Raw genomic sequence first — 14058 nt, forward strand, 5'->3', positions numbered from 1 at the left:
ATATCAATGGGTATGGAGAAAGCTCAAGTTGTGTCAGGCACAATATTCGTCAAACAAAGCCACTAAGTGAGCTGCAACATGATGTGCATCGCTGCCTTCAATATTACTGCGGTGTAAAACTCCTACTAACTTTCCGTCCTTGAAGAGAAACATAGACGGTGATGATGGTGGCATTCCTTCAAAATATTCACGGGCACGTGCTGTTGCGTCTTTGTCTTGTCCAGCAAATACCGTCACCAGACGATCAGGTTTTTTATCATTCTGCAAAGCTAGGGCAACGGCTGGACGAGCAATTCCACCCGCACATCCGCAAATAGAATTGACCACCACCAACATGGTACCCTGTTTATCCTTCATAGCTTCGTCCACTTCTTGTGCGTTGCGAAGCTCTTGAAAGCCAAGCTGCGTCAATTCATCCCGCATCGGCTGCACCATCATTGCATAAAAATCCAATTCCAAACTCATAGGAATCCTCCTCGCTTTGCGGGCCCTCAAGTAGGCACACCGGATCATGACCAGAATGCTTCAGACAATTTGCCTGATAACCTCTTCCTTTATTATAGAATGCCCGCTGCAGACTGCAAATGTTTTTTTATCTCCTAAAGAACTGCAAGTAAAAAGATTGGATGGATTCACTCCAGACAAAGATGACAGTTTGACGAAACCAGATGAGGAAACGAATAAAGTCAGATACCTTAAGTTGCGGAGCATTGCTTACAAACGGTATAACGAAAAGAGGAATTCTTTAGAGGAGCTAAAATTCGATGTCTATCTCAAATTCTATTTTTCTCAAAGCCTGCGTACGTGAACCAGTTTCACGCGCACCCGTTTGGTATATGCGCCAAGCTGGCCGTTATGATGCCGACTATCGAGAAATTCGCAAACAATACTCACTAGTAGAAATTTGTCAACGTCCGCAAATTTGTGCTGATGTTACACGGATGCCTGTTGAAAAATTGGGCGTTGATGCTGCCATTTTGTTTTCTGATATCATGATCCCGATTGGTGCCATGGGATTAGATTTTGAAATCAAAGAAAATATTGGTCCTGTCATTGAAACCCCGATTCGCAGTAAGGAAGATATCAATCGTTTACGTCTGTTTGAACCCGGCCAAGATCTTTGGTATGTATTGGAAACCATTGAACGACTTCGTCATCAATTACATGTTCCTCTGATTGGATTTACAGGTGCCCCTTTTACATTGGCAAGTTATATGATAGAAGGCGGTCCATCGCGTGAATACATTGAAACCAAGCGGCTCATGTATAGCCAACCGGATGTTTGGAAAATGCTGATGGACAAGCTTGGCGAGATGATCATCCTTTATGGTAAGGCGCAAGTCAAAGCAGGAGCGCAGGCTCTTCAGTTATTTGATTCCTGGGTCGGTTCACTGTCTCCCGATGCTTATGAAACTTATGTATACCCAACCATGAAACACATTTTTGATGAATTACGTCCGCTTGGTGTACCGTTAATTCTATTTGGTGTCACAACAGGCGAATTGCTGACTCAGTTTCAACATGCGGGTGCGTCTGTCATTGGTGTAGACTGGAGAGTTCCTATTCGTAGAGCTCGTGAGAGACTCGGAACGAAAATTGCTCTGCAGGGAAATCTTGATCCTGCTCTATTGCAGGCGCCATGGAACGTACTCGAAGCAGAAACTCGTAAACTTCTGGAAGAAGGCTTACGACACCCCGGCTATATTTTCAACTTAGGACATGGTGTGCGACCTTCAGTAGACATACAAATTTTAAAAAGACTCACAGAATTTGTTCACACTTATAGTGAGGAATGGCTTGCTCAACAATTGACATCTTCTTCTCAATAGAAAAAATAGTAGAGGAGTTGGCACGAATGGCTAAAAATGAAGCGTTAGGCTTGTTGGTAATGGCCTATGGAACACCGCGATCGGCAGAAGAGATTTTACCCTATTATACGCACATTCGCCGCGGTCGACCACCCAGTCAAGAACAGTTAGATGATTTGACAAGACGTTACCAAGCCATAGGCGGCGTTTCACCGTTAGCAGCCATAACAGAACGCCAAGCGTATGGCTTAGCGGAGATACTCAATGCTGATGGTGGGCGAAAGGTCCGACCTTATATTGGCCTGAAACACACGTCTCCCTTTATTGAAGATGCCGTGAAAGCTATGAACCATGATGGTATTGAAGAAGCCGTGGGAATAGTCCTAGCTCCTCACTATTCAACAATGAGCATCGGCTCATACCAAAAAACAGCCCTGACAGCCTCCGCGTCGCTGGGTGGCCCAAAATTATGGCTTATTGATTCATGGCATATGCACCCACTTTTTTTGCAAGTTTTAGCCAACCGGGTTGCCGAAGGGTTGCAAAAATTTTCTTCCAACGCAGAAGTAACCACTATTTTTTCCGCTCATTCGTTACCTGAAAAAATCCTTCAAATCGGAGACCCATATCCAGATCAACTGAAAGAATCAGGTGAAGCAGTAGCACGTATGTTACAACTCAAACATTATACGTTTGCCTGGCAAAGTGCCGGTCAAACTGGCGAACCATGGCTTGGACCGGATATTCTGGACAAGTTGCGCGAACTTGCCAAAGCAGGTTGTCGTAATGTTCTCTCCTGCTCACAAGGTTTTGTCGCCGATCATTTAGAAGTACTTTACGACATTGACATTGAAGCCAAACAACTCGCTGCGCAACTCGGTATTCGACTGGAACGCACTCATCAAATGAACGATGATAGAGAATTTTTAAAAGCTCTGGCAGCAGTCGTGCGCGAACGCGAAAATAAAGGAGATGAAACAGCCTGATGCGCCGCAAAATTGCAATTGTTGGCGGTGGAATCACCGGCCTGACGGCCGCTTACCAACTGCTCAAGCTGGCGGACGCGGCGAAAGAGGAAATAGATTGTCATATTTTTGAGGCTTCTTCACGACTAGGAGGCAAAATTCTCACCTATCGTGAACAAAATCTTGTTCTCGAAGCCGGTCCTGATTCCATGTTGGCCCGGAAACCAGCGGGTGTTCAGCTCATTCGTGACCTAGGGCTAGAATCCGAGATTATTGAACAAAATCCAAACGCTCGCCAAACCTATATTGTCAAAAACGGACAATTGGTACATATGCCAGGCGGCACACAAATGGGCATACCTATTCATTTCACACCTTTCCTTGAAACCCCTCTGCTGTCTGCCGCCGGGAAAACACGTGTTTTTTCCGATCTCGTTTTACCTAAACGCGAGGACCCATCAGACGAATCACTAGGTCACTTTCTTCGACGCAGGTTTGGCGATGAATTGACAGACTCGCTTTGCGAGCCTCTTTTAGCAGGTATTTATGCAGGAAGAGTTGACGATTTGAGTTTACAAGCTACTTTTCCCCAGTTTGCAGATCTAGAAAAAAAATATCGAAGTGTTATTTTAGGATTACGTAAAACTGCTCACCCTACCACTGCTTCGACAAGTGGAAGAAGTGCCTTTATCACGTTACGCGGCGGCTTACAATCCTTAATTGACAGGCTCTCCGAGGTACTTTCCGACAGCGCTCAATTTCATCTCCGTACTCCGATTCTTGAAATTCAGCGTCTAGAAACAGGTGGCTATGAACTGTCCACTGCTTATGAACATTTTTCATTTGATTGCGTTTTATGGACAACGGATACTCAAAATCTTCTCAAAGCGGCAAACAAACTACTTCCAGTCGGCAGCAACCAATGGCTAAATGTCCCTGCTGTTTCCACAGCTACCATCTTACTTGGCTACACACCCGATCAACTTAATCATTCTTTAGATGGTTCTGGTTTTGTTGTTCCACGTTTAGAAAATAGAGCGATTACGGCTGCCACTTGGACATCTAGCAAATGGCCTCATACTACTCAAGGACGATTTTCATTGATTCGCTGTTATGTGGGAAGAAGCGGTCAACAGGAAATTCTAGAACTAGATGACAAACAAATCTTACAAAAAGTGCGCAGAGATTTAGAGGATTTAATGGGGATTCAGGCGTCACCATACTTTACACATATAACTCGTTGGCAAGAAGCGATGCCACAATATCTGGTCGGGCATCGCGAGAGAATTCGCACATTTAAGCAACACATAGCAACTCATACACCAGGATTTCTGGTAGCTGGTGCTTCTTACGATGGCGGTGTAGGTATTCCAGATTGTGTTTTACAAGGACAAAAAACCGCAACTGATGCTTGGATGTACATGCATACTGAAATCTTTCGATAAACTCACCTTGCTCCTTTCTGTTTTAAAAAACTGGCAGTTTCATTCAAAAAGCAAGCGGGAGAATGTAACATTTTCTCCCGCTGCTTCGTCTAATCATTATAGAGGACACAAGTTGCTGATACTTATTTTGAAGGTTGAATCTATGACTTAAACATTTGTCGGGCACCAAGATACTTGGGTCCCCAATAGGAATTAAATACACTATCAATACTAACACCCATATCTTGAGCATCAATCATCAACCCGTTGCCGATATAAATGCCTACATGCGAGGCACCAGGGGCATATGTGCTAAAAAACACCAAGTCTCCAGGTTGCAAATTATTTTCAGAAACCGGAATACCTTCAGCAAACTGTTCTTCAGAAGTGCGCTCTATTTGAATGCCAAAATGAGCCAACACATATTGAGTAAATCCAGAACAATCAAAGCCACTTGGCGAAGTGCCTCCCCATACATAGGGGACACCTAAAAACTGTTCAGCAAAAGAAATAATCGCACTTGCATTGCCCGTAGGCATATTAGAAATGGTTGTATTAATATAACTTTTATTTTGCATGAGCAGATTGGCTTCCTCTGTTTGCAATTCAATCTGCTGAATTTGCGACTGGGTAAGATGAATCTGGCTCTCCAGCAAGCCTCGCTGTTGTTCTTCTTGCTGAACCTGGTTCTGTGTCTGATGCAACAGTGTGGATTCATCTGCTGCAAGAACCGCGTCTGTATGCTGCAGAGTCAGCAATTCATCATGTTTGTGAACTAACTGGTGGAGTTTCTCAGATTTTTGAACGTTTTGGGCAGCCAAGCGTGCTTCAATCGTCTGTACTTCTTGCAAAAGCACATGGTTTTCTTGAGAAATTACTTCTAATCCATGTAATCGATTTAACAGATCTTGAAAACTTGTTGCATGTAAAAGAACGGATAAATACTGAACGTTGCCATTCTCATACATCAAACGCAATCTAGCGTATAAGTCGCTTTTAAACGTATTCAGCTTGATATCATTCTGATGGATTTGTTTTTGTAAACTGATTAATTCTGTCTGCAAATCTTTCATTTGCTGCTGATTGAGAAGAATAGCCTGCTGGACATTCTGTAACGAATCTTTGTATTCACTGAGTTTATTTTGGAGTACGGTTTCTTTCACTTTCTCCTTTGCAATTTGTTGATAGGTTTGATTGGATTGCTGCTGAAGCTCCTGCAACAACGTTTTTTCCTGCGTCAACGAGGAAGCCTGGGCAATTTTTTGCGCTGAAAAGGACATTGCCAGAACTGCCACCGCCGAGCAGAGAATGCGAGACACTCGACGCAAACACACCACAACTCCTATCTTCTCTTCATATCTTCCTGACCTTTTGGTCTGCACGCCTAATTCGACATAAAATGCGTATTTCCTACCTTAATCCGCAAAAAAGTAGTCCTTTCACTTCTGCAAGATGGAAAAAGTCATGAATATGGACTAACCTGAGCCACCTTCTGGATACGCTATAATATAGAGAAGTAAGCTGGGACAAAGTTTAGGAAACAGACCCAGGAGGGCGGAAATGAGAAAGTTTCCTCGATGGCGTGTATTTTATCTGGTTGTACTGATTTGCTTTGGGATTTTCAGCGCTCTTGGCGATGGACTCAATTTATGGAATCCAAGCGTTTTCGGCGGAGGGACAGGGGTAAGTGCAGCACCTTCTTATCCAACTGCTGCTGGTGCGAAGCATAATCAATTTTATGAAAACAGTCTAACACCAAGCGAATGGATACAACTGGTTCATTTGAAGAAGGCACAGCAACTTGGTAACTTTGGAAAAGGTGAAACCATTGCCTTATTTGAAACCAATGGTTATTTCAGCATGCCTTCTTACCTCTCTTTCTGTAAAAGTTTTGCTTCTACCGATCCATCCTTGCTATACCCTAATCAGATTGATGTTTGGACAGATGGAAAGCTCCTTCACTTAAACCGTTCATCACAAATTATCCGCCCAAATGCAGAGACACTTTTAGATACGGAATGGGCTCATGTTGTAGCCCCCAAAGCTCGATTACTTATCGTAGATATTCACCAGTCCGGCATTCAACATCCACTCACCTTGTCAACTATGCAAAGTTTATTTAAAAAGTTACATGTGACTGTAGTGAGTTCATCTATAGAACAGGGATTGCAGCCTCTGATGACGCATAACCCGTTGCTTCAAGAAAGGACATTTGGCAGTCGACAAGTATTACAATGGATCGCTAGTCATTATCCGTTTTTTCAAGCTTCTGGAGATCAGCCGGGACATGTTTCAGAAACTGTTTTTGCGCCACAAATGGTCATTGTCGGCGCTAGTCAGTTTGTACACCATACATGGCAAGTAGCACCTTGGGAGGGTGCTGGTCCAGCAGTTTGGACTGCATTTGCATCCTCTTTGCAACGAGAAGCTGCAAAACAACCTTTTCTGTATCGACAAACACCGGATGTTGTGTGGTTCGGTGGTAACCCGGGTGTCATTCTCTCGGATTCACGGGGTTTTTTAGGGGGAGTTGAAGGAACATCGTTGGCTACGCCAACTTTTGCAGCTCTCTTTGCTTTAGCCGATGCAGCACACGTTGAAAATACTGGTCGCCACTTGCCCAAAAACGCCAATGCGTTGCTTTATCACCTAGCACTTCAAGACCCTCACGCTTTTTCATCTATATCCGTAAAAAATACTGCCTTTAAAGATGCAAGATGGAGACCTGGTCAAGGCTTAGGAAATCCGAATCCAGATACATTTGTGCTCGATTTATCTAAATGGAACGATTCAACATTTTCACAGCGTTCACCACTCCACCTTTCACTATGGCCATTCTATCTTGGACTGGCAGCCATGTTATTATTGTTCGCTTACTGGATACGGCTAGTTGTGAGTGGAAGTTTAGCACTTGATAGACTCAGTCACCTTTATCCCCAAGTTCAGAGAAAGTTGGCGCTTTATTTTCTAAGCGGATCAGCCATTCTTCCCCTTTTACTGTTTGCTGAGCGTTATATTTTATTGATTACCTCATTGCAACTATCAGGAAGCCAATTTCAGAGAATCATTCTTTTTTCCATTATTTTATTCATCGTAACAAGTTTGATTTCTTTTCTATTTTTACAATGGTATAAAGTCTATCGAACGATATTGATGGCTTCTGAATCGATTGCCCAGAAAGGAGAGCAAAAAAGGTGAATAACATCATGAGTTCCAAGGAGACCACCATATATTGGGATACCATTGATACGCCCATAGGAGATATACGTCTCTACGCTACCCAACAGGGACTATGCTACGTATGCCTGCCAGCCGATGCAGAAAGCACTGCTCACGAGTATTGTGAAAAAATTTGGGGGAAAACAGAATGGGTACATGATAGTCTTCCTATTGACAAATACAAAACACAATTAAAAGAATACTTTAATAAAAAAAGAGTAGTGTTCGATCTCGATTACGATTTGCACGGTACTCTTTTTCAAAAATCAGTATGGCAAACCCTTCTGAAAATTCCTTATGGTCACACTTGGTCCTATCAAAAACTTGCCCATAATATTGGTCATCCTCGCGCCTATAGAGCAGTCGGCAGAGCAAATGGAGCGAATCCATTGCCTATCTTCATTCCCTGTCACCGCGTCATCGCTGTTCAAGGTAAACTTGGCGGTTACAGCGGAGGATTGGAAGTAAAACGGTTTTTGCTTTCATTGGAAGGCTCTCCAGTAGTATCATAGCGTTGTTTTTCGTAAGCTTGTAAATCGGGCAGTTGAAAATTTTCTTCACTTTCACCGAGTACCTTATACCAATTTGCCGCTGTCCAAGAATAAGAAAATCTTCTCTTTTTGCGCAAATACAATTTCATAGCCTTTTGAAGTTCTAGTCTGAGTTTATCTTGTGTAGACATAAAACGTGGCATGGGATGGCGCTCTTTGTCAATCAAGCTTCTGGTAATTACCATACCAGGAAGCACTTTTTCACGAGGAACTTTACGCTTACGAAGAAATCTACGAATCTGCCATATTGCAAAAATGGCAATAAGAAGAAGCAGTAGAATTCCTGTCCATTCCGATAACGGAGAAGCAGCTGTTGGATGTATCACGCTATTTGCTTGATGAGCGTTCTGCTCCGAAACAGACGCATGTCTTTTCAAACGATCCAATAATCCAAAAATCTCGAAGATTTTTCCTAATAATGATTCTAATAATGGACTCAGCAGATAGAGCGTCGCTTCTCCCAAACCGCCAATCACAAAAAGTAACGCAAATGGTAATACAACCATTACGAATACACAACCCACAACAAGGAGCAGTAGTGTTTTTAACATGAAAAATCGTTTCTCTGAGTAACTCCCTGCCAATTTCCATGAAAGAACTAGCCGCATCAGCAAAAGAAAAACAATCATGGCCGTCAGCCAGCGAATAGCCCACACAGAAGAGAGGAATGACAATCCATATATAAGCACTGAAAAGCTAGCCACAGCATCTATCCAATATTGTATAAGATTATGACGAAGTAAATCTCGTGTAGTCATGGAAAGGCGATAACGAAAAATAGCTAAAGAGAACAGGAGAATATTCCATACAATTGATAGCCAGACATCTTTGACAATAGCTATCAAGCAAGCAACGAGAACAAATACTAAAAATATCGGCAGCATAGAACGAGGTGCCAAAAACTTAGTCCAAGCGAGTACCAATAAAAATCCAAACAACCACAAAGTGGATGACAAGATCAAATCTTGATGATGAAACTGTTCAGAAATCACATAAATTAAAATAGCTGGGAATATAAAAGAAACCAAACACCAATACCATGAAAAACGAAATGGATCTTGTGACAATCGATCCTGCTTCGATTCTCGCAAACAATCATTCCCTCTTTGCTCTATTCTATCTTTCCGCAGTGATGGGCGTATCATTTTCCACCTCTTCTTTCCATCTTGGTAATTTAATAATTTCGATGGGGCGTCCGCGACGCTTTTCAGCCTCCATCCATTGCTCCTGTTCGGCAGAAAAAAACGCACCCACAATCAGCCAAGGCGTGCGCGGAGAAGTTGAAAATCGTCGAGCTTCCTGAAGAACGTCTATCAAGGAACAGGTAGGATAAGATTCAAGAACAGCTAACAGACTGCGTAATCGACCATATGTCACAGAACCATACCAATGTTTTTGAGGGTAATTTGACAGAAGTGCATTACTTGCGAAGAATAGAGAATTTCCACGCTCTCCTCTCTGCCATTGAGAGACAGTGGCAAGCAATAATGCACAGAGTCTATCAAAGGTAGGAGTATCTGCCTCCATCCAATATGGATTCTGCATTTGAGCATTTAAGATAACCACCCATTCTTCTGAAGTTGTGGTTTCAAACTGCTTTACCCACCAATCTCCAGTACGAGCAATGGTTTTCCAAGCAAAGTACTTGGGCGGATCACCCGCAACATAGGGACGAACATCTTTAAACAGGGACTCGTCAGGCAGTATCCAGCGCTGCGTCATACGAGTTCCAGTGAGCGCCTGCCATATGGAATGAAGCGTCTGCGATGAAGCAGCATCAGGATATACGCCAAGCTGTTCCGGGAAATGGGGCGACAAACGAAATCTTCGCAGTCCAAAACCTTCATGTATTTCTATAGAACAGATATCTCGTAACGATTTAGGACCTCGTCGCATAGCATACAGCTGGCAGACAAAAGAGATCTGTTGACCTGGCAAAAGGTAAGAAGTCCATTCTAAATACCGCATATCCCCTTCTTTATTAAAAGCCGTTCCTTCTGGTGCATGTAAGGTAAGGTGCAAATAAGGAATCGGTAAACCTCGATGTTGTTGGATACAGATTTCTAACTGGACAAATTCGCCCACAGCACATTCTCGCTTTGTAATGGATGCAGTGGATTCTATTGAGGATTGCACCCTGCGAAACCATATTCCAGGCCATACCAATGGCGCAATGAGCAAAAGAATGGGAAGAATCCAGTACCAGACCATCCTTCCACCTCACTCCGAATATTCCCATTCTGTAGGTACAGGCACATGGTCGACAATGCGGTCGATAAACTGTTGGAATTGCTCTTCGGAATCTGTGGAAGACCAATTTCGAAACACAATCCGGTGACGAAGGATAGGCTTAATCGCAGTTTGAACATCATCTGGAGTAACAAAATCCCTGCCCTCTATCCAAGCCATAGCTCGCACAAAATGCGAAAGCGCTACAATTGCTCGCGGACTGGCACCAAGCAGCACCTCAGAATCTTCCCGTGTTGCTCGACAAAGATGAACTAAATAAGTAAGTACATCACTGTGAATTTTCACTTTCTGAACTTTATTTTGCAGTTCTAGTAAATCCATAGCTGATAGAATGGGTTCAGGCATGACAGGTGGGACAGTATGACGGAATACCATTTCCAATTCTTCATCCGCAGTTACGTAACCAAGTTTGAGTTGAACTAAAAATCTGTCTAATTGAGCTTCTGGAAGAGGGAAAACACCTTGTGACTCAATCGGATTGGCTGTAGCCATTACGCAAAAAGGAGCCTCTAATGCGTAGGTCACTCCATCCACAGAAACCTGTCTTTCTGCCATAGCTTCTAGTAACGCAGATTGCGTACGCGGGGTTGCGCGATTAATTTCATCCATCAGCAATAGTTGTGTAAAAATTGGCCCCTTACGAAAACTAAAATCACCTTGGGTTGGGTTGAGTACCAATGTTCCAGTAATATCACTGGGAAGTAAATCAGGTGTTCCCTGGATTCTCTGAAAAGAAAGACCAAGAACGCGGGCAATTGTATTAGCTAAAGTGGTTTTTCCTGTACCAGGTATATCTTCGAATAAAATATGACCTGAGACCAAAATGGCTGCAAAAGCTTCCTTGACAACTTGCTTCTGACCTATAATTCGTTTGCAAACTGCGTCAATAACAGCAGCTGCTTGGTTTGTCTCCTGCATGGTTAATTCTGATTCCGCCAAAGCAACCAGCGCCCCCGTTCAAACGAAATCCTTGTTCTATCTTAAATATTATAGAGCAAAAAGATTAAGAAAGCTGATTTTTCTGGATTTCCGAACCATTTTCTTCTTTCCAGATCAATACATCGGAAGGATCCAATTGTGGTCGACGCTGGTATTTGTGGGACTTGAAATTATGAATTTCCTTGTAAATTCGTGTCATAGCATTAAGAATTTCTCTTTCGTCAAGTGATTCTGGACTCCAATAATAGATATCCATATATAAGGGTTTACCATCTGCCGTTTCTCTTACATACTCGATATTTTCTGCTTTTTGAAAACCATTTTTTTCATAAAACCGTATTCGTTTAAGCGTGTCAGCATCTTCTGCATTCTCAGGCTCCACTTCAAGTAAAATCATTTTCTGCTTCTTTTTAAATGCCTGTAAAACTTTACTGCCCACTCCCTTACTACGAATATTTGGTTTAACCAGTAAATAATCGATAAAGATAAAATCTCTAAATTCAGCGTATATAACTACGTACTCATCTGTTTCCTTTTTAAAATACGCATCGTGTTCAGCAAGCAAATCTTCAAATTGAGCTCTCTTCTTCATTTCTTCATCTGGAAAATAACTCGCAAGCATTGAATACCAATCTTTTCCCATTCAATATCAATCCTTTCCGTTTAATTTAATCATACGCTATTTTACACAACAGATTGACAAGATCAGTAGAATAAAGAGGATATAAAAGAAAATTGAAGTTAATCGACAAGAAGGAAGGATGGCCTTGCATCTTTTTCTTTTTCATGCACTGTTACTACTCTTTGCCGGTTTTTGTGCCGCATTCATCGACTCCTCAGTCGGAGGAGGCGGACTTATTTCCTTACCTGCATTGATTGTGTTGGGATTGCCGCCTACTTTAGCGCTTGGCACAAATAAATTGGCTGGCACTTTATCATCAATTACCAGCTTTAGTAATTATGCCCGTACCGGTAATATCCATTTCAGACTTGTCCGGTGGCTCATGCCTCTTGGATTTGTTGGATCACTGCTTGGTGCTGCAGCTATACATCAAATATCTCCACATTTTTTACGACCACTTGTCATTATCCTTTTAATTGCTGTAACACTTTACACTCTTTTCAAACCCCAAGCTGGCTCCATTCACAGCTATATAGACGGAAAGAAATTCGCTTTTCTTGGTGCATGTCTCGCTTCTCTAATCATTGGCGCCTATGATGGCTTTTTTGGACCGGGAACCGGTTCTTTTCTTATCCTTAGTTTTGTCTTACTTGGGTTTCAATATGTGCCTGCCTCCGGAAATGCGAAATCAGTTAACCTTGCTTCCAATGCTGGTGCTCTCGCTTTTTTTTCATATGCCCATACTGTTGTTTATAGTTGGGGGCTTTTATTAGGTATAGGCATGATCGCCGGTGCTCTGACAGGTTCTCAAATCGCCATCCGTTACGGTGTAAAATACATTCGACCTGTATTTATTCTCATGACTTGTAGCATGATTGTTCAACAACTATGGAGTATCTTGTCTCATCCTCACTCATAAAAAACAGAGTTTTAAATAACTGATCATCCCACCCATACCATTTGTAAAATTTTCTTCGTGATGAAATGAGAAAGCTTGTCATACCTCTATAATGGAACCCGAATTGAGAATAGATTTTCTCAACTTGTTCCTTGAGGAGGCAAGTTATGAACCATACACTATACTCATTTCTGATTATTTTACTTTTTGCTTATCTCTTCAGTCAGCTGAGCAGTCGTCTACCCATACTACGCATTCCCGTAACTGTATCTTATTTAATATTCGGGATTATTTTACAAACTCAATGGATACCACTCTCAGAAGATGATGTGCAATGGCTCAATCATTTAGCCGACTTTGGTTTATTGTTTCTGATGTATATCTCTGGAATGGAAGTGGATATGCGTCTTTTGCAATTCCCCTCAAAAGTGGACAATCAAAAGAACAATCCAATGCTATTAGGAATCCTCATCTACTGTTCAACTTTGTTACTTTCTTACTTGTTGTGTTTAAGTATGGTTCAGTGGTTTCATATGAATGCCAATCCATACTTTCTCTGCCTATTATTTTCAACAACTTCGCTAGGTATCATATTGCCCATCTTGGAAGAAAGTGAACTGATTCACACAGATTTCGGACAATCGATTCTCATGAGTGCACTCTTGTCCGACTTTCTGACCATGGTCATTCTTTCCTTATATCTTGGCAGACTATCCGGAGATGGAGCATTTTCTACCCTCATGACGCTTGCTATACTCCCCATGACTTTGGTGATGTATCTAATACTACGTGTTATTCAACGCCTACCATATATTCGAAAATATGCTGGTGATGCCAAAAATCGCTTACGCGCAATACTCGCAATACTTGCCCTGCTTTGTATTATTGCTACAGCCACAGGAGCAGAACCTATATTGGCGAGTTTTCTTGTAGGGATGCTTGTATCTGCTCTTCCAAGTCGTGATAAAGACAAAATTCGTGACTACAGTCACGGTATTGGATACGGTTTTTTAATTCCTATATTTTTTTTATCCGTAGGTTTAGATTTTGATCTCGATACGTTCCATTCTTCTTCAGCACTACTTTTCTTGCCCACACTCCTGTTTCTAGCATTTTCCAGCAAAATTATTCCTGCTCTTTGGTTAGTTAAACCTTATGGCTGGCGCAATATGATAGCTGGTGGAAGCCTGCTTTGTGCTAGGCTCTCTCTGATTGCAGCAGCAGCACAAATTGGTGTGACTGTCCATCAACTCACACACGCTGTGGCTGATTCTATTGTGCTAGTTGCAGCCATTACAGCATTAATTTCACCTGTGATATTTGTGAGCACCATGCAAAATCGAATTGAATCCAAAGTGTAAGATACCTGCATGTTAAAAAAA

13 protein-coding genes are annotated in these 14058 nt (G+C 42.2%); 7 read left to right on the top strand and 6 right to left on the bottom strand.

The window, feature by feature from the left end:
* Positions 1 to 33: 33 nt before the first annotated feature.
* The gene (locus ACOJUR_RS11770; protein ID WP_072872658.1) at positions 34 to 465 is read right to left on the bottom strand and encodes a BrxA/BrxB family bacilliredoxin; all 432 of its coding nucleotides are present in this window, start codon (positions 463 to 465) and stop codon (positions 34 to 36) included.
* 299 nt (positions 466 to 764) lie between these two features.
* Here ACOJUR_RS11770 and hemE point away from each other — a divergent pair, with 299 nt between their 5' ends.
* Genes hemE through hemG form a run of 3 tightly spaced genes read left to right on the top strand, consistent with a single transcriptional unit; the run spans position 765 to position 4218 of the window.
* Positions 765 to 1829 carry a uroporphyrinogen decarboxylase gene (hemE, locus tag ACOJUR_RS11775; RefSeq protein WP_420950067.1) on the top strand — a complete coding sequence of 355 codons (1065 nt, stop codon included), beginning with the start codon at positions 765 to 767 and terminating at the stop codon, positions 1827 to 1829.
* 26 nt (positions 1830 to 1855) lie between these two features.
* Positions 1856 to 2794 carry a ferrochelatase gene (hemH, locus tag ACOJUR_RS11780; RefSeq protein ID WP_203115326.1) on the top strand — a complete coding sequence of 313 codons (939 nt, stop codon included), beginning with the start codon at positions 1856 to 1858 and terminating at the stop codon, positions 2792 to 2794.
* Complete coding sequence (gene hemG / locus ACOJUR_RS11785; protein WP_306952747.1) at positions 2794 to 4218, top strand: protoporphyrinogen oxidase; 1425 nt, start codon at positions 2794 to 2796, stop codon at positions 4216 to 4218. The genes hemH and hemG overlap by 1 nt, the downstream gene beginning before the upstream one ends.
* Before the next feature lie 140 nt (positions 4219 to 4358).
* Here hemG and ACOJUR_RS11790 read toward each other — a convergent pair whose 3' ends face one another.
* The gene (locus ACOJUR_RS11790; protein ID WP_238413724.1) at positions 4359 to 5516 is read right to left on the bottom strand and encodes a C40 family peptidase; all 1158 of its coding nucleotides are present in this window, start codon (positions 5514 to 5516) and stop codon (positions 4359 to 4361) included.
* Between the two features lie 241 nt (positions 5517 to 5757).
* Here ACOJUR_RS11790 and ACOJUR_RS11795 point away from each other — a divergent pair, with 241 nt between their 5' ends.
* Both ACOJUR_RS11795 and ACOJUR_RS11800 read left to right on the top strand, forming a co-directional pair.
* On the top strand, positions 5758 to 7395 hold the full coding sequence (locus ACOJUR_RS11795; RefSeq protein WP_203115322.1) for a hypothetical protein: 1638 nt from the start codon (positions 5758 to 5760) through the stop codon (positions 7393 to 7395).
* A complete protein-coding gene (locus ACOJUR_RS11800) occupies positions 7392 to 7928 on the top strand; it encodes a methylated-DNA--[protein]-cysteine S-methyltransferase (protein ID WP_420950068.1) in 537 nt (178 codons plus the stop codon). Before ACOJUR_RS11795 ends, ACOJUR_RS11800 begins: the two co-directional genes overlap by 4 nt.
* On the opposite strand, the gene ACOJUR_RS11805 is transcribed toward ACOJUR_RS11800, so the two are convergent.
* The 4 genes from ACOJUR_RS11805 to ACOJUR_RS11820 all read right to left on the bottom strand — a co-directional run bounded on the left by ACOJUR_RS11805 (position 7862) and on the right by ACOJUR_RS11820 (position 11799).
* Positions 7862 to 9058: a hypothetical protein gene (locus tag ACOJUR_RS11805; RefSeq protein WP_420950069.1), complete on the bottom strand. Its 1197-nt coding sequence runs from the start codon at positions 9056 to 9058 to the stop codon at positions 7862 to 7864. The two genes, ACOJUR_RS11800 and ACOJUR_RS11805, sit on opposite strands and share 67 nt — an antisense overlap.
* 25 nt (positions 9059 to 9083) lie before the next feature.
* Positions 9084 to 10178: a DUF58 domain-containing protein gene (locus ACOJUR_RS11810; RefSeq protein WP_420950070.1), complete on the bottom strand. Its 1095-nt coding sequence runs from the start codon at positions 10176 to 10178 to the stop codon at positions 9084 to 9086.
* 9 nt (positions 10179 to 10187) lie between these two features.
* Positions 10188 to 11156, bottom strand: a complete 969-nt coding sequence (locus ACOJUR_RS11815; RefSeq protein WP_420950071.1) for an AAA family ATPase — start codon at positions 11154 to 11156, stop codon at positions 10188 to 10190.
* 64 nt (positions 11157 to 11220) lie between these two features.
* A complete protein-coding gene (locus tag ACOJUR_RS11820) occupies positions 11221 to 11799 on the bottom strand; it encodes a GNAT family N-acetyltransferase (RefSeq protein WP_072872666.1) in 579 nt (192 codons plus the stop codon).
* Between the two features lie 124 nt (positions 11800 to 11923).
* On the opposite strand from ACOJUR_RS11820, the gene ACOJUR_RS11825 reads away from it, so the two are divergent.
* Together ACOJUR_RS11825 and ACOJUR_RS11830 are read left to right on the top strand one after the other, a co-directional pair.
* On the top strand, positions 11924 to 12697 hold the full coding sequence (locus ACOJUR_RS11825; RefSeq protein WP_238413662.1) for a TSUP family transporter: 774 nt from the start codon (positions 11924 to 11926) through the stop codon (positions 12695 to 12697).
* A gap of 146 nt (positions 12698 to 12843) precedes the next feature.
* On the top strand, positions 12844 to 14037 hold the full coding sequence (locus ACOJUR_RS11830) for a cation:proton antiporter (RefSeq protein WP_420950072.1): 1194 nt from the start codon (positions 12844 to 12846) through the stop codon (positions 14035 to 14037).
* Positions 14038 to 14058 lie beyond the last annotated feature (21 nt).

It is taken from the genome of Alicyclobacillus tolerans (genome assembly GCF_048984885.1).
In the GTDB taxonomy this organism is placed as follows: Bacteria; Bacillota; Bacilli; order Alicyclobacillales; family Alicyclobacillaceae; genus Alicyclobacillus_I; species Alicyclobacillus_I tolerans.

What these genes read in the sequence shown, in the direction of transcription:
- hemH (WP_203115326.1), top strand. Translation starts at nt 1,856, where the DNA reads ATGGCTAAAAATGAAGCGTTAGGCTTGTTGGTAATGGCCTATGGAACA.
- hemE (WP_420950067.1), top strand. Translation starts at nt 765, where the DNA reads ATGTCTATCTCAAATTCTATTTTTCTCAAAGCCTGCGTACGTGAACCA.
- ACOJUR_RS11795 (WP_203115322.1), top strand. Translation starts at nt 5,758, where the DNA reads ATGAGAAAGTTTCCTCGATGGCGTGTATTTTATCTGGTTGTACTGATT.
- ACOJUR_RS11770 (WP_072872658.1), bottom strand. Translation starts at nt 465, where the DNA reads ATGAGTTTGGAATTGGATTTTTATGCAATGATGGTGCAGCCGATGCGG.
- ACOJUR_RS11820 (WP_072872666.1), bottom strand. Translation starts at nt 11,799, where the DNA reads ATGGGAAAAGATTGGTATTCAATGCTTGCGAGTTATTTTCCAGATGAA.
- ACOJUR_RS11810 (WP_420950070.1), bottom strand. Translation starts at nt 10,178, where the DNA reads ATGGTCTGGTACTGGATTCTTCCCATTCTTTTGCTCATTGCGCCATTG.
- ACOJUR_RS11830 (WP_420950072.1), top strand. Translation starts at nt 12,844, where the DNA reads ATGAACCATACACTATACTCATTTCTGATTATTTTACTTTTTGCTTAT.
- hemG (WP_306952747.1), top strand. Translation starts at nt 2,794, where the DNA reads ATGCGCCGCAAAATTGCAATTGTTGGCGGTGGAATCACCGGCCTGACG.